This is a genomic window from Pseudomonas sp. L5B5, from assembly GCF_020520285.1.
GTDB lineage: Bacteria > Pseudomonadota > Gammaproteobacteria > Pseudomonadales > Pseudomonadaceae > Aquipseudomonas.
In genome coordinates this window covers 6,795,808-6,811,662 of the sequence record NZ_CP084742.1, presented here as the reverse complement: position 1 = coordinate 6,811,662, position 15,855 = coordinate 6,795,808, and the positions used below count along the sequence as shown (strand labels likewise).

Sequence of the window (15,855 nt, the reverse complement as noted above, 5' to 3'; positions counted from 1 at the left end):
TCCGGAGCGCTTCCCTGTTGAGTGCAGTTGCAGGGAATGAGCAGCGGCCAGCGGTTTTTTATAGGGTGGCGCTTAGGCCAAGGGGCTATGAACTTATAACCCGCCTCAGCGCGGCTCGACACTGACCCAGTAGGGGCTGTGGTAGTGCACGCGGATCGGCAGCGAACGCTCCAGCAACTGCAGGGTGCGGTCGCTGTCGTCCAGGGGATAGAGGCCGCTCAGGCGCAAGCCGGCTATCTGGGGATCGACTCGCAGGATGCCGCGCCGGTAGCGCCGCAACTGCTCGACGATCTCGCCCAGCGGCCGGTCGCGAGCCTCCAGCAGGCCCTGGGTCCAGGCGTTTTCATGGCCCTTGGCCGCTTCCACGGCCAGCAGCCCCTGGCCGTCGAAACGCAGGCTCTGGCCCGCCGTCGCGATCTGGCGGGTGCCATTGGCGGTCAGGACCTCGACCTGCGAGTGCAGCATCACCAACTGGGTGGTGGCCTCATCGCGGCGCACCATGAAACGGGTGCCCAGGGCCCGCATGCGACCATGGGTGGTCTGCACCACGAAGGGTCGCGACGGGTCCTTGGCCACCTCCACCTGCAATTCGCCGCTGCACAGTTCCAGGCACCGCTGGGCCTGGTCGAAATGCGCCAGGACCCGGGTGCGAGCGTCGAGAACCAGTGCACTGCCATCGTCCAGGGTCAGGCTGCGGCGCTCCCCGACCCCGGTGTACAACGCGCCGGCCGGTGGCAACAGGTCCAGCTGGCGCCCCAGCAACCCCGCCGCCAGCGCCACGCCCAGCACACCCAGGCTATTGCCGATGAAGCGCCGCCGGCTCGACGGCGCATCGAGGGCATGCAGCAGGCTCTGCCGACTCAACTGACGCAAGGCGTTGTGGTGCAGGGCGGCAATGCCACCGCTCATCAGGCCAATGACCTGTTCGTGATGGGGGTCGGCGGCGCGCCAGGCGGCAAAGGCCTCGCGCTCCGGCTCGCTCATCTGGCCCGATTGCAGCAGGGCCAGCCATTGCGCGGCCTCGTCCACCACCGCCTGCTCGCCCCGTGGCCGGCTCATGTGTCCGCCAGTGCCAGGTAGCAGCGCTTGAACGCCTCGGCCATGTACTGCTGCACCCGGCTGGTGGACACCCCGAGGCAGTGGCCGATCTCGGCATAGGTCAGGCCATCGAGCTGGTGATACAGGAACGCCGCCTTGGCCTTGGCCGACAGGCCGTCGAGCAAACGGTCCACCGCCAGCAGCGCCTCGATCAGCAGCGCCCGCTCCTCGGGGGAGGGATGCACCGGCAATGGCGCCAGCGCCAGGCTTTCCAGGTAGGCGCGTTCCAGGTCCTGGCGGCGCCAGCCCTCATAGACCAGGCGCCGGGCGATGGTGGTCAGCAACGCCCGCGGTTCGCGGATGGCCGTCGGATCGGGAAGCGCCAGGACCCGGAGGAAGGTTTCCGAGGCAATGTCCTGGGCACTGTGATGGCAGCCCAGGGCCCGGGCGACGCAAGCGCACAACCATTGATAGTCCTTTTTGAACATCTGCCCGATCAGCGGGTAATGAGGGTTCAGATTCGCACCCATGCCTTGCTCCCTCAGCAGGCGGCCGACCGCCTGGCGTACCGATGATTGCGCCGGGCCAGCCCCGGTTCCGGATTGAGGAGCGACTGTGCAACAGGGCTGAACCTGTTTTGAAGTAATTAAAAATTCTCTTTGGCTAACAAAAAAGCATAAGCCACTCGGCGGGCTGCCCGGCCTGCCCACCGCTTGATTGATCTCGGTCAGCAGCCGGACGTCCATCGCCCCCTACTCTTGCGCCTCCATCACGGCCAAGGACGGCTCATTGGGAGCCGCCGGCCAATCAGCCACTCACGGAAGAGTCTTGTTATGCGATCACTGAAGATCATCCTGCTGTCCACCGCCTTCAATGGCCTGACTCAACGGGCCTGGCTCGACCTGCGCCAGGCCGGGCACCGTCCCAGCGTGGTGCTGTTCACCAGCGAGGAGGACGTCTGCCGGCAGATCGAGGACGCCGGGGCTGACCTGGTGATCTGCCCCTTCCTCAAGGACCGTGTGCCGCAAGAGCTGTGGAGCAACACCCAGCGGCCGGTGGTGATCATCCATCCGGGCATCGTCGGCGACCGTGGCGCCAGCGCGCTGGACTGGGCCATCAGCAACGAGCTCAAGCGCTGGGGCGTCACTGCCTTGCAGGCAGTGGAAGAAATGGACGCCGGGCCGATCTGGTCCACTCACGAATTCAACCTGCCCGCCGGCATGCGCAAATCCGAGCTGTACAACGGCCTGGTCAGCGACGCGGCGATCCACTGCATTCGCGACGTCGTGGAAAAATTCCGCAGCGGCTTCACCCCCGAACCCCTGGACTACGACAAGCCTTCGGTGCTCGGCCGCCTGCAACCGAACATGAAACAGTGCGACCGCACCTTCAGCTGGCATGACTGCGCCCGGTTCATCAAGCGCAGCATCGACGCCGCCGACGGCCAGCCCGGGGTCCTGGCCAGCCTCGCGGGCGGTCAGTACTACGTGTACGACGCCCACCTGGATGCACGCACCGGCACCCCCGGCGAACTGCTGGCAGTGCACGACGATGCGGTGCTGGTGGCCTGCGGCGACAGCAGCCTGTGGATCGGCTCCCTGCGGATCAAGCCCCAGCCCGGCGAGGAAACCTTCAAGCAACCCGCGCGGCATGTACTCGGCGAGCGCCTGGCCCAGGTGCCGGTACTGGACTGGTCGGTTTCCAGCACGCCGTTCAGCACCGAGGCCTACCAGCCCATCCGCTATCGTGAATCGGGCAAGGTCGGGGAGTTGACCTTCGAGTTCTACAACGGCGCCATGAGCACCGAACAATGCCAGCGCCTGGTCACCGCCCTGCAATGGGCCAAAGCCCGGGATACCCAGGTACTGCTGGTGCGCGGCGGGCGCGGTGCGTTCTGCAACGGTGTGCACCTGAACGTGATCCAGGCCGCCCCGGAGCCGGGCCTGGAGGCCTGGGCCAACATCCAGGCCATCGACGATGTCTGCCGCGAGCTGCTCACCGCCCGCCAGCTGGTGGTCAGCGGCCTGACCGGCAATGCCGGCGCCGGCGGCCTGATGCTGGCCCTGGCCGCCGACGTGGTCCTGGCCCGAGCCGATACCGTGTACAACCCCCATTACAAGAGCATGGGCCTGTTCGGCTCCGAATACTGGACCTACAGCCTGCCTCGGGCGGTAGGCCAGCCACTGGCCCGGCAGTTGACCGAAGCCTGCCTGCCCATCAGTGCGCTCCAGGCCCTGCAGATGGGCATGGTCCAGGAAATCGGCCCGCGCGACCCCGAGGAGTTCGGCCTGTGGCTGCTGCAGCGGGCCAATGGCGTGCCCAGCGACCCGCGCTACCAGCACCTGCGCCAGCGCAAGCTCGACGCCGACCCGCAACTGATGCAGCACTGCCGCAACGCCGAGCTGGAAGAAATGCACATGGACATGGTGCAGAACCGCAAGGGCTTCGCCGAGAAGTGCTGCAACTTCGTGTACAAGCGCAAGACCTGCTGCACGCCGCAGCGCTTGATCGAGGACTGGGCAGTGCCGCAGCCGGATACCTTGAGTACCTGAGCGGGCACACTCCCCTCGGGCTTGATTGCCAGCCTGCACCACGCTGTCACAAAGACTTCGCAGTGCAGGCCGGGGACATTGGATCCCATCCATTTGCAGGGCTATGCTAGCGCCCCACTGCCTTTTTCATGATTGCTCAATACCATGCCCAATCACCACTCGCTAAATTGGCTCCACCTCTCGGATATCCACTTTCATCAAAAAACTGCCTGGTCGGATAGCCATGCACGTCGCCAGTTACTGGAGTTCCTGAACCAAAAGTTCCAGAACGGCACACTGCCCAAACCACAGTTGATCTTCTGCACGGGCGACATTGCTTTTGGTCAGACACCGGACTGTCCAATGCTTGAGCAGTACAAGCCGGCCAAAGACTTCTTCAATCAGCTGCTTGCCTGTTGTGGCCTGGAGCGGGAGCGGCTGTTCGTCGTACCGGGCAATCATGATGTGAATCGCAAGAAAGTCCTCGCCGGCCAGCAACATCACTTACGGACCATGGCCAAAGACTCCATGCAACACCAGCTCGAAATCAGCTCCCGCTTTGACAGCCTGCCCCCAGAGTTCAAGGCTGACATGCAGCGGATGGAAGACTATGGTGTATTCACCGCAGAGTACCTGCCACATCTGCATGACTCAGTACGACACCTTTATGCTCACCGGATCAACCTGAACGGTATCAAGGTTGGCATCGCCGGATTCAACTCTGCATGGAGTTGCTACGACAACGACGATAAGGGGCAGATGTGGCTTGGAGCACAGTGGCAGTTCAACCACATGAGCAGTGCCTTGGAAGGGACTGACCTGAAGATTGGCCTGATCCACCATCCCCGGGACTGGTTCAATCAAGCCGAAATGGAGCTCATCAAAAAACGCAAGGCTCACGATTTCCAGTTCTGGTTGCATGGGCATAGTCACAACCCCTGGCTCGATCCCGGGCAACGCCTGATCAAGCTCGAAGCAGGCGCCATTGGTGCCGACACCGATGACCAGTTCGGTTTCAACCTCGTCAGCCTCGACCTGCAACAAGGTGACGGGGTGGCTCATCTGTTCGAATACAAGAATGGTTGGAAAGTACAGACTGTTGCTGATATGGCGCCCGACGGACTCTGGTCCTTCAAGCATTCAGTCCGGGCTGCCCTGGCGTCGGCTGTAGCAGTCCTAGACATAGTGGAAATCCCACCGTTGGCAGTGCATGACCATCCATCGCACCACCAAACCCCGGCACCGGCAGAGCTATTCGGTCGGGACAAACTGATCGCCAGCCTCTGTACCCTGCTCGAGGAAACACCCTCCATTGCGTTACATGGCCTAAGTGGCAATGGCAAGACTACACTGATCAAGGCACTGCACAGACAGGTATCCTTCCAGGGAATGGTCTTTGTCGATATTCACTCAAGTCGCCAGATGACCTGCGGTGAATTTTTCCGCCGACTGCTGGATGTGCTCAATAGCCGTCGAGAAGATCCACTGCCACCCAGCGGAAGCATCGAAGAACAGACACAAGAGCTCAAACAGCTTTATCCCCATGCCCAGAACGCGTTCATCTGGGTCGACGGCGCGCACCTACTGTTCAAGAAATCGCAATGGCGCAACCCTGAGATTCGTACGCTGCTGGCAGCTCTGGCTCGTGCCTTCCCCCGCTGGAAGTGGGTCTATGAACTGAGCGAAAAACCGGAAGAAGGCAGCTTTGGCCGTGACTGCACGATCCTGGAAATACCCGGTCTGGACCGGGCAGGCCTGGCTTCCCTACTGGCAGCCAGGGCTCCTCAAGAGCAGAAAGCCGAGTGGACTTATACCGGCAATAACTTGAGAGCACTCTACCAGTGGCTGGGTGGAGGACAGGGAGGCACTGCCCATACCCTAGCAATCGAGTTGCTTGCCACCATTGCGCTAGAAAGGAAAAGCTCTCCTCTGGCGGTCTATCAGAACCTTCGCCATGAGGTCATCGAACGCCTGGACGAAAAACTGCTCGGTATTATTCACGACGAAATACTGGGCAATGCCGAACAGACACTGCTCAAGGCTCTGGCGCTGTACCGCAATGCGATTCCACAGGATCATGCCGACTCCCTGGAGGACCGTCTTGGTATCAAGGATGCCTGGCAGAACCTCAGAAGGCGCGGACTGCTTCCTCTGGACAGCAACAAGGATCACTACCTGCATGGTTTCATCGCGAGTTGGACACGACAGAAAAAGCTGGCACTCAAGGATGCCGAACTCACTCCCGACTATGCAGGCGAAATTCCAGCGCAAGTAGCGGAAATGCATCTGGTGATCGCCCATTGCTGGCAGCAGCAGATTGGCCGACAGAAGGAGCAGATCAACCTCCAGCGCGCCAACGAAAGTTTCTATCACCTGCTGTGTTGCGATGAGTTGGGGAACATCGAGAGGTGGATCGATCATTTGACCGGAAAGGAAATCGGCTGGAGCAATGAGGCCCTTTGGGCCATTTACCACCGTCGCCGCGATGCCGGGGAGTCGATTGAACGACAACAGGAAGTCCTACGACTGCTGACCAATATTCATCCTCGCGAGCACAAGGCCCAGCGCTTCCTTGGCGAATGCCTGCAGAAGACCCAAGGAGATACTTGCGATGAGGCCTTGCAGGCCTTTGAAAAAGCCCTGGAGCTCAGCCCGCAGTTTCCACCCTACCTGGCTAATCTCGGCAAGCTGCTTCTGGGGCGAGGTCCGATTGGAGCGGAAGAGTTTCTGGCACGGCTTGAGGAGCACCAGAAAGCCTACCCTGAAGCCATCAACAACCATGTCCAGTCCATCCAGAACCGTTGCCAAAAACTTGTAGGAGATCCGAATGAGGCCATGCTTCAGCGCCGTCAAGCCATAGAAGACGGCAGTAATAACTCTGCGTTCTACACCGAAGAAGCCAAATACCAGTTGGAACAATCCAAGGATGCCAACGAGGCTCTGCGCATTTTGGATCTTGCTATAAAACGCCAGTGTTCCAACGATCACAGCTTAGCCATCCGGAACAAAGTGCTCGAAAACCTGAACCGTGGCCCAGAGGCTTCCGTTCAACGTCGTCAAGCTATTAATGACGGCACTAAGAGCTCAGCGTTCTACAACGACGAAGCAAGATACCAATTGCTGCAATGTAATGATGCCAATGAAGCATTGCGTCTTTTGGACCTTGCCAGCAAACGCCAGTGCTTCAACGATTACAGTTTCTCCATCCGAGGCACAGTGCTCGAGAAACTGGGTCGTGGCGCAGAGGCCTCCAAATCACGCCTGGCCAGAATAGAAGCAGGCACTCGCGACCCAGTGCTCTACGCTGAAGAAGCAACCTACCAAATGGAAAAGCTCAACGATCCTGATGAGGCCCTACGCATATTGGATCTGGCTTGTGTGCGCGGCTGTAACGATCACGTAACTCAGAACATTCGACGCACGGCCCTACAGCGTAAAAATCAACGCTGAAACAACAACGCCACCAATGCGGTCCAGCCGGTCTGGTGGCTGGCCCCCAGCCCGCGTCCGTTCTCGGCGTGAAAGTATTCATGGAACAGCACCAGTTCGCGGTCCCGGGCATCGGCCTGCAACTGCGGGTAGCCGCTCATCGAGGGGCGCCGCCCGTCTTCATCCAGGAGAAACAGCCGGGTCAGGCGCTGGCTCAGGCTGTCGGCCACCTCTTGCAGGGACGCCAGGTAGCCGGAACCCCGGGGATATTCCACCGAGAAGTTGACGTCGTAGTAGCGATGGAATTCACGCAGGGATTCGATCAGCAGGTAGTTGATCGGCATCCACAGCGGCCCGCGCCAGTTGGAGTTGCCGCCGTACAGGCGCGAGTCGGACTCGGCCGGTTCATAGCGGGCGCACAACTGCTTGCCATCGACCTGCAGGACGAACGGTTGCTGGAAGACCTTGGACAGCGAGCGGATACCGAACGCCGAGAGGAACTCCGCCTCGTCGAGCATGCGCTTGAGCAAATCCTTGGTGCGCTCACCGCGCAGCAGCGCCAGCAGCAGGCGATTGCCCTTGCCCGGCTCGTACCAGCGCGACACCAGGCTGGCGAGGTCCGGCCGATGGTGCAAAAAGCCCAGCAGGCGCTGGGCCAGCCCCGGCAGGCACTCGTGCTCGTGCTGCTCCAGCACCTGCACCGCGAACAACGGCAGCAGGCCGACGATGGAACGCAGGCGCAGCGGCTCGCTGCGCCCGTCGGGACGTTGCAGCACGTCGTAGAAGAACTGGTCCTGTTCGTCCCACAGGCCCTCGGCGCTGTCGTCCACGCGGTTGATGGCCCCGGCGATGTACAGGAAATGCTCGAAGAACTTCACCGCGATATCCACGTACACGGGGTTGCGCCGGGCCAGTTCCAGGGCAATGCGCATCAGGTCCAGGGCATAGGCCGCGACCCAGGCGGTGCCATCGGCCTGGTCCAGGCTGAAACCTTCGGGCAAGGGCGCGGAGCGGTCGAACAGCGCGATGTTGTCCAGGCCCAGAAAACCGCCCTGGAACAGGTTGCGGCCTTCAGCGTCCTTGCGGTTGACCCACCAGGAGAAATTCAGCAGCAGCTTGTGCAGGACCCGCTCGAGAAAATCCATGTCACCTTCGCCGGTGAGGGACTTTTCCTGCTGGTAGACCCGCCAGCAGGCCCAGGCATGCACCGGCGGGTTGGCGTCGTCGAAGCGCCATTCATAGGCCGGTAGCTGGCCGTTGGGGTGCATGAAGCGATCCTTGACCAACAGCAGCAACTGTTGCTTGGCGAACTCCGGGTCGATCAGGGCGAACGCCACGGCCTGGAAGCCCAGGTCCCAGGAGGCGTACCAGGGGTACTCCCAGGTATCGGGCATGCTGACGATGTCGCAGTTGGACAAGTGCCGCCAATGGCTGTTGCGCCGGTGCAGGCGCTGGCCGGGCGGCGGCGGTTGCCCGGGATCGCCATCGAGCCACTGATTGACGTCGAAGTAGTACAGCTGCTTGGACCACAGCAGCCCGGCTAGGGCCTGGCGCTGCACATTGCGTGCATCCGGATCGGCCATCCCGTGCTGCAGTGCGCCATAGAATTCATCGGCCTCGTGCCGGCGCTGCTCGAACAGGCGACGCGCATCCACCGGTTCGCTGCCGGCAGGGGCGAAGCGCAGGTACAGGCTCTGGCTCTGGCCACCGGCCAGCTCCAGGACAAAATGCGCGGCGGCCTTGGTGCCGGAATCGAAGGTCACCGCCCCAGCCTGGCCATGGACCAGGTAATCGTTGATCCCGTCCTTGAACGGCCCCGGTGAGGCCAGGCCATCGAGCCGCTGGAAGTTGCTCTGGTTGTGGCAGAACAGCCACTGGCAGGGTTCGGCGCCCCAGGCGCTGACTTGGCGTTCGGGCAGCCTGGGGTGCCGCGCCGTCAGCCGGTCGCCGTCCAGATTCAGGCTCGGCCGTGGCTCGCCGCCGCCCCAGCTCCAGGTATTGCGCGCCCAGACCTGGGGCAGCACCCGCAGGCGCGCCGGCTGGTGGTAGCGGTTGTGCACCGTGACGCGCATCAACAGGTCGTCGGCAGTGTGCTTGGCATACTCCACCGTCACGTCGAAGTAGCGGTCGTCCTCGAAGATCCCGGTATCGAGGATTTCGTACTCGGCGTCCTCCAGGCCTCGGCGGGCGTTTTCCGCCACCAGGTCGGCATAGGGAAAGGCGCCCTGGGGGTACTTGTAGAGCATGCGCATGTAGGCATGGCTGGGCACCCCATCGAGGTAGAAGTACAGCTCCTTGACGTCCTCGCCATGATTGCCTTCGGCGTTGTCCAGGCCGAACAGGCGCTCCTTGAGAATGCCGTCGCGCTCGTTCCACAGCCCCAGCCCCAGGCACCAGTGCTGGTCCTTGTCGGAGAACCCGGCCAGGCCATCCTCGCCCCAGCGATAAGCTCGGCTGCGGGCGTGGTCATGGGGAAAATACTTCCAGGCCTCGCCATCGGCGCTGTAGTCCTCGCGCACCGTGCCCCACTGCCGTTCGCTCAGGTAGGGCCCCCACTGCCGCCACTGTGCGGCGTGCGGCCCTTGCAGGCGCTGGCCTTCAAGGGTTTCGAGAATGCTGGTGGGGGATCTTGCCGGCATGGGGGAATCTCCTTGGCCACGGGAACCAGTGGCAGTGTAGAAGCAGGTGCGTGCGGGGCCGATGACAAAGACTTCATGTTCGAGCCACACGGCATGCGGTTAATTCCACCGCGCCTGATTCGTTATAATCGGCAACCCCTTTTCTGGCAGTGCGAAATTCATGATGTTCAGTTGCAAGGCGTTTTTCCCGGGGCTGCTGCTGGCCGCGCTGGCACTTCCCGCCCAGTCCGAAGGGCTCGACCTGAGCTACCCGGAACCGGCACTGGCGGCCCCCAGTGCCAGATCCCAGGCGCAGGAGCCGGCCACCCCCAGGCTCAAGCTGCAGTTCAAGCCGGCCATCAGCTACGACCACACGTGCAGTGGGCAATGCACCTACGAGACCAATATCGATCAGTTGCACGACCGCGAGACTCGCCAGAGTTCCAGCATCGGTTTCGACTGAACGGGCCCGGGCTGACAGCCCTCTGCCTGATGCACCGAGCACCTTACGGCCGCTGCGCGCCCGGGCGCAGCCTCGCCATGGCTCGACAGCGGCTACACCGGTTTCGTGTAGCCGCTGCCGCAGGCTGCGCACGGCTCGGCACGAGCCGCCAGCGAACGGCCTGATGCACCGCGTACCTTACGGCCGCTGCGCGCCCGTGCGCAGCCTCGCCATGGCTCGACAGCGGCTACATTCGGTTTCGTGTAGCCGCTGCCGCAGGCTGCGCAAGGCTCGGCATGAGCCGCCAGCGAACGGCCTGATGCACCGCGCACCTTCACGGCCGCTGCGCGCCCGGGCGCAGCCTCGCCATGGCTCGACAGCGGCTACATCCGGTTTCGTGTAGCCGCTGCCGCAGGCTGCGCACGGCTCGGCATGAGCCGCCAGCGAACGGCCTGATGCACCGCGCACCTTACGGCCGCTGCGCGCCCGGGCGCAGCCTCGCCAGCTCGACAGCGGCTACAGAGGGTTGAACGTCGGCCAATGTTGATCTGTGCGCCAGCCATGCCTACCCTGCTATACCGTCCCGCCGCAGCGTCCAAGGATCGCCCATGAGCCCCCTATCCCGCACCGCCCTGTTCATTACGCTGATTGCCGGCCTGCTCGGCGCCTGTACCAGCGTGACCCGCGAAATCGAGTCCGAACCCACCGTCACCTCCGCCGGCATCCTGGCCTTTCGCGATATATGCCTGAAGTCTGCCCCTTCCTTCAACGGAGCTGAAACCGCTGCCCGCGAACATGGCATCGGTGTCCTGACCGATGCCGGATTCGCCAGGATGGGCATGAACCAGGACCAGACCCTGGGAGTCCAGGTACAGGCCAACAAGGAATGCGCCGTCACGACCCCGAGCCAGAACGACAGCTCCCTGACCCGGCAGTTTCTCGGCGTTGCCGGCAAGTTCTCCAGTACGGCGCTGGGGCAGACCCTCCCCGCCCGGCTTACCATCGATGGCCAGGCATACCTGCTGATGCACGATCGGCGTGGCGGCGAAGCCTATGTGATGCTCAAGGCGCCTTGAGCCTGCGGCTGCCGCGCACTCCCGGTTCCTGGCGAATGGTTCGCGGTGCCGGGTCCTGGGTGGCCAGCAAGCGGAGCAGGCTGGCGCCCTCCATCGGCTTGTAGAACAGGTAACCCTGGGCAGCGACCACACCCAACCGTTGCAGGTGCGCCCGCTGCACCGGGGTCTCGACGCCTTCGGCCACCAGTTCCAGCTCAAGGGAGCGGGCCAGTTGCGCCACCGCCTCGATGATCCGGCTTTGCTTGGTTCCCAGGGCGTTGCCGATCAATCCTGCATCGAGCTTGACCTGGCTGAAGGGCATGTCCGCCAGGCGGGTGATCGACGAATGCCCGCTGCCGAAGTCATCGAGGGACAGGCGCACTCCACTGTTCACCAGGACGCTGATGTTCTCGATGCTCGGCATGTCCAGGGCCAGGGCCTCGCGCTCGGTAATCTCCAGGGTGACCTGGCCGGCCGGTACTGCGGCGGCTTCGATCCGCTGCAGCACCTGCCGGGCGAACTCGGGGTCGCACAGTTGGCTGGCCTCGACGTTGTAGGAAAACACCAGATCCGGCCCCTTGCGGGCCTGCAACTGGCGCTGCAGTTCCAGGCCCTGTTGCAGCAGGCTGTGGAACAGCTGTCGATGGTGGTCAGGGTGGTCGAACAGGCCCAGAAAGGCCGCAGGCCCCAGCACGCCCCGGCTCGGGTGCAACCAGCGAACCAGGGCTTCGGCCCCGGTGATGCGCCGGGTCTTGAGACACACCTGGGGCTGGAAAAAAGGCACGATCTGGCGCTGCTCAAGCGCCTGGAGGGCATCCGCCTGCGAGACCTGCCGGTCCGGCAGCCGTGGCTGGCGGTTCTGGCCGGCCATTCTGGATTTGAAGGCCAGGGCCTTGAGCAGCATTTCGCCGAACCGTGGCGCATCCAGCTCATCGAAACTGCCCAGGCAGTGCTTGCCCGAGTGCCCACGGAAGTTGGCCAGCCCCCAGCGGACCGAGGCCTCCAGTGCTTCGCTCTCGATCATCGAGAAAACCCCGTAGTGCTCGCAGAGCCGGCGCAGGTAATGGATCGCCGCAGAAGACGGCAAGGAGTCGCAGATCACCAGGTCCGGGGATTGCGCACAGGGAGGAAAACAGGCCCAGTCGCGGTCGCTGCAAATCACCTGGAGCTGGACGAATGCCGCGCTTCCCAGCAGCCGTGAGAAACGCCGGACCCTGAAGGTGCTCGAACACAACAGCAATACGTTCAGGGTCTGCATGGCCAGCGGCTCCGGGCAAAAATCCATGCTAGCCAAACCACCACCCGGCTGGACTCAAGACACTTCTTGAATAGAGGTAGGAAAAATCTCGGGGCAGGCCAGTACCCGCAAAGGCTCCAGTCCCGTGAAAGCCTGGCTGCTAACCGACAGGCATCTGGCTCGCCGCCGTGCCCGACAAAGCAGCAATTTCGCCCCGTAGCCATTGCAGCCCAGGTGCCTGTTGCTGTTGGCGATGCCAGATCAGGCTGACCTGCACCGGCGATGCCAGCAGGGGCAAGCTGGCGATGCGAATCGGCAGCAGCGCGGCGAAATGCTCTGCCAGGTGACGCGGTACCGTGCCCAGGAGATCGGACTGGGCGACGATCAGCGGAATGCTCAGGTAGTTGGGCACGAACAGCTGTACCTGGCGCTGGACGCGCGCCGAGCCCAGGACGATTTCCAGCGGCGAGCCACGTCCGCCACGATCGGGAATCGCCACATGCCGGCACCCCTGGTAGGCCGCCAGGTCCAGTCGCGGTTCGAAGGCCGGATGCCCGGCACGACCGATCACCACCAGATGTTCTTCCAGCAAGGGCTGGTAGCACAGGTCCGGGTTGTCGAAATACAGGTAGTCCACCGCCAGGTCGAGCATCCCTGCGCTCAGCCAGGCGGCCAGCGAGTCGGCGCTGTCGCTGCGTACGGCCAGGCGAATCCGCGGCGCCACGTGCTGCAAGCGCTGGGACAACGCCGGCAACAAGCGAGCCTGGGCGTAGTCGTTCATCGACAGGGTGAACAGCTGGTCGGCCGCCGCCGGGTCGAACTCGGCGGAGGGGTCCAGGCCCTGTTGCAGCAGATGCAGGGCCTGGCGCACCGCAATGTGCAGGCTCTGGGCCCGGGAAGTGGGCTGCATGCCACGGGCGGTACGGATGAACAGCGGCTCGTCCAGGTGCCGGCGCAGGCGCGCCAGGGCATTGCTCACCGCAGGTTGGCTGAGGTTCAGGCGCACCGCTGCCCGAGACAGGTTCTGTTCCTGCATCAAGGCGTCGAACACCCGCAACAGGTTGAGGTCCAGGCGCTGCAGATTCAGCTTCATGAATAGGGCCTACTCCGGTTATCCATGACCTGGATAATCTGCAGCCCGTGCTTCACGTGTCAATGATCGCCGTCCGCTCCCCGGCAACGTTCTCGGGCACCGGGCTGCCAAGGTGCCGTTTTGGCAGGAAGCAACGCGCCGCCAAGCCGCACGTCAGGGCACCGAGGCCAAAGAGCACCAGCAGTTCAGGCTGATAGTCGCTGAAGCCCACTTTCCCGGACTCCCTGACCACAAGCGCAATGAGCGGCAACACCCACAAGGCCGCGAGACTGCCACCGACCAGCGCCAGTACGCCACAGGCGCGTGGGCTGCGACGAACCTTGAGCAACATCACCATCAGGGCCAACCCCAGGGCCGGCAAGAGGAACAGCAACTGGGCCATCAGTGGCGCCAGGATCGGCACCAGCATCAACTCGCCCCCTCTCACTTCACCGATCAAGCGTGGGTTGCTGGCCAGGTGCGCCAGGAGCGCGACGAACTGGTAGAGACCAGCGACCAGGCCGGCCACCAGGGGGCAGAAAAAGAACCCCAGAAACACCCGGCGTCGCGGGTAACCGATTCCATCCAAGGCTTGCGTCTCGGGTTTGTGAGGCACAGCGTCAGGCAATGACAAAAAGACGCTCCCGTCCGACTCTCTCGTCGGCCCTTTGTGCATAACCTGCATCCGCCCGGAGTACCGCGGTGAAGCACTCGATCAGGCGCTGCACATGGGCATCCAGCCGCTCGGGTATCAGGCTCTGGACATCCTCCAGCTCGCAGCCCTGAAGCACCAGCTCGCTCAGTTCGTCGGGCAGGCCCTTGGCCCGCAAGATGCTTGCAGTCCCTGGCGTGAACACCATCCTCTCGGCCTCTTCCAGAGCAATGGCCCCGGCGCGCAATGCGCACAGCGAACCGATTGCCAGCGTACAGATCAGCCGAGTGGCCTCGTCCCTGCCAAGGGCCTGCACAAGCAATGAAACATCCTTCACTGGATACCGCTCCAAACGAACCTGAAGGGCAGGATTCTCCAACACGCGCAGCAGACGCGGCAAGCGTCCTGGCCCATCCTGCCCCCAAGCCAAGCCCCTCCGCCGAACCCCGCAAATGCCCTGGAGCGCACTGCATCCGGCCTCAGCTGCCGAGCCGACAGTCTTCAGCTTGATGAATATTGCTCATTCCCACTATCCATTGGCTGGATAATTAACCGCCGGCTACGCTGCTGCCCAACAAGAACAGCAACGGGAGCGACACCGTGCGCGATACCACCCAGCATTTTCGCCAGCAATACCGGGCTGCGGTCAGTCCGCGCTACAACCCCTGGCTTCACGGCGGTTTTGTCCTGGCCTATGGCCTGCTGTGCATCGCCCTGCTGTGGAGCACCCTGGACCGGGTGCAGCCGCTGGAATGGCTGGCGGTACCGCTGGCCCTGCTGTTCTTCAACCTGTGCATCTACGTGGTGCACCGCTGGCTGGGGCATCACAAGCAGCGTTTTGCCCGGATGTTCTACGCCCGGCATACCGGTGATCACCACAGTTTCTTCACCCCTGGGCTGATGACCTACGAAGGCCGCCGGGACTGGCGGGTGATCCTGTTTCCGGCGTGGCTGATCGTGCTCCACAGCCTGCTGTTCGCCCTGCCGCTGTGGGGCATGCTGGGCTTGTGGAACGCCAACGTCGCGGCGCTGTTCGCCAGTTGCACGGTGATCGGCTACCTGGCCTACGAGATCTTCCATGCCTGCGAACACCTGCCGGCCAGTCACCCTCTGGCACGCCTGCCCTGGATTCGCCAGATGCGGCACCTGCACGAACTGCATCACCGCCGCGACCTGATGCAGGAACGCAACTTCAATATCGTGCTGCCGCTGATGGACTGGCTGTTCGGCACCCTGTACTGGCAAGCGCAAGACACTCCGGTGCCGTCCCACTCCCTCACCAGGTCCACGCCCATGACTCGCATGCAGCACCAGGTCGACATTCCCCGCAGCAGCGCCGATACCCTGGCCTATGCCGCCAGCCCACGGTGCTGGCCGCAATGGCACCCCTCGTCGCTCAAGGTCCAGGGCGCTGATGGCCCCCTGGCGGCAGGCCAGGGTTTCGAGGAAGACATCCACGCCGGCGGACGCAGCGGCCACCTGAGCTGGCGGGTCGAGGAGTACCTGCCGGGCCAGCGCTGGCGCGCTACAGCCCGGGGCGATCATGGTCTATGGTTGCAGGTCACCTACGAATGCCAGCCCCTGGCAAACGGCCACAGCCGTTTCGTGCGGACCCTGGAGTACCGCTTCGACAGCCTGCTGATGCGCCTGGGTAGTCGGCTGTTATTCAAGCGACGGATAGAACAGGAGTCCGCCGCCTCGATGCAGGCATTGTGCAAAATGGCCCAGCAAGCCATTGCCCAGAAGCCCGCCGTCCCGGCAGGCAGCCCGTCCTGAACCGG

12 protein-coding genes are annotated in these 15,855 nt (G+C 63.1%); 5 read left to right on the top strand and 7 right to left on the bottom strand.

Features of this window, described 5'->3' with window-relative positions; genetic code table 11:
- Window positions 1-105 precede the first annotated feature (105 nt).
- Both LGQ10_RS31325 and LGQ10_RS31320 read right to left on the bottom strand, forming a co-directional pair.
- A complete protein-coding gene (locus LGQ10_RS31325) occupies window positions 106-1,059 on the bottom strand; it encodes a FecR domain-containing protein (protein WP_058433586.1) in 954 nt (317 codons plus the stop codon).
- Window positions 1,056-1,568 (bottom strand): sigma-70 family RNA polymerase sigma factor, encoded by a 513-nt coding sequence (locus LGQ10_RS31320; protein ID WP_058433585.1) that lies wholly within the window; start codon window positions 1,566-1,568, stop codon window positions 1,056-1,058. Before LGQ10_RS31320 ends, LGQ10_RS31325 begins: the two co-directional genes overlap by 4 nt.
- A gap of 303 nt (window positions 1,569-1,871) precedes the next feature.
- Between LGQ10_RS31320 and LGQ10_RS31315 the strand changes: the two genes are divergently transcribed.
- Both LGQ10_RS31315 and LGQ10_RS31310 read left to right on the top strand, forming a co-directional pair.
- Window positions 1,872-3,590: a hydrogenase maturation protein gene (locus LGQ10_RS31315; protein WP_226524241.1), complete on the top strand. Its 1,719-nt coding sequence runs from the start codon at window positions 1,872-1,874 to the stop codon at window positions 3,588-3,590.
- Between the two features lie 144 nt (window positions 3,591-3,734).
- Window positions 3,735-7,019, top strand: coding sequence for a metallophosphoesterase (locus LGQ10_RS31310; RefSeq protein ID WP_226524240.1), 3,285 nt, complete (start codon window positions 3,735-3,737; stop codon window positions 7,017-7,019).
- Here LGQ10_RS31310 and LGQ10_RS31305 read toward each other — a convergent pair.
- Window positions 7,010-9,637: an MGH1-like glycoside hydrolase domain-containing protein gene (locus LGQ10_RS31305; protein WP_226524239.1), complete on the bottom strand. Its 2,628-nt coding sequence runs from the start codon at window positions 9,635-9,637 to the stop codon at window positions 7,010-7,012. The two genes, LGQ10_RS31310 and LGQ10_RS31305, sit on opposite strands and share 10 nt — an antisense overlap.
- 160 nt (window positions 9,638-9,797) lie before the next feature.
- On the opposite strand from LGQ10_RS31305, the gene LGQ10_RS31300 reads away from it, so the two are divergent.
- Together LGQ10_RS31300 and LGQ10_RS31295 are read left to right on the top strand one after the other, a co-directional pair.
- Complete coding sequence (locus LGQ10_RS31300) at window positions 9,798-10,079, top strand: hypothetical protein (protein ID WP_226524238.1); 282 nt, start codon at window positions 9,798-9,800, stop codon at window positions 10,077-10,079.
- Window positions 10,080-10,666: 587 nt separating this feature from the next.
- On the top strand, window positions 10,667-11,134 hold the full coding sequence (locus LGQ10_RS31295) for a hypothetical protein (protein WP_058433504.1): 468 nt from the start codon (window positions 10,667-10,669) through the stop codon (window positions 11,132-11,134).
- On the opposite strand, the gene LGQ10_RS31290 is transcribed toward LGQ10_RS31295, so the two are convergent.
- From LGQ10_RS31290 to LGQ10_RS31275, 4 genes are all read right to left on the bottom strand, one after another.
- Window positions 11,121-12,371 (bottom strand): EAL domain-containing protein, encoded by a 1,251-nt coding sequence (locus tag LGQ10_RS31290; RefSeq protein ID WP_226524237.1) that lies wholly within the window; start codon window positions 12,369-12,371, stop codon window positions 11,121-11,123. The two genes, LGQ10_RS31295 and LGQ10_RS31290, sit on opposite strands and share 14 nt — an antisense overlap.
- 139 nt (window positions 12,372-12,510) lie before the next feature.
- Window positions 12,511-13,443, bottom strand: coding sequence for a LysR substrate-binding domain-containing protein (locus LGQ10_RS31285; protein ID WP_226524236.1), 933 nt, complete (start codon window positions 13,441-13,443; stop codon window positions 12,511-12,513).
- Between the two features lie 52 nt (window positions 13,444-13,495).
- Entirely contained in the window at window positions 13,496-14,011 is a 516-nt protein-coding gene (locus LGQ10_RS31280; protein ID WP_226524235.1) for a hypothetical protein, read from the bottom strand.
- Between the two features lie 31 nt (window positions 14,012-14,042).
- Window positions 14,043-14,474 carry a DUF3969 family protein gene (locus tag LGQ10_RS31275; RefSeq protein WP_226524234.1) on the bottom strand — a complete coding sequence of 144 codons (432 nt, stop codon included), beginning with the start codon at window positions 14,472-14,474 and terminating at the stop codon, window positions 14,043-14,045.
- Window positions 14,475-14,674: 200 nt separating this feature from the next.
- On the opposite strand from LGQ10_RS31275, the gene LGQ10_RS31270 reads away from it, so the two are divergent.
- On the top strand, window positions 14,675-15,850 hold the full coding sequence (locus tag LGQ10_RS31270; RefSeq protein WP_226524233.1) for an SRPBCC family protein: 1,176 nt from the start codon (window positions 14,675-14,677) through the stop codon (window positions 15,848-15,850).
- The last annotated feature ends 5 nt before the right edge of the window (window positions 15,851-15,855 follow it).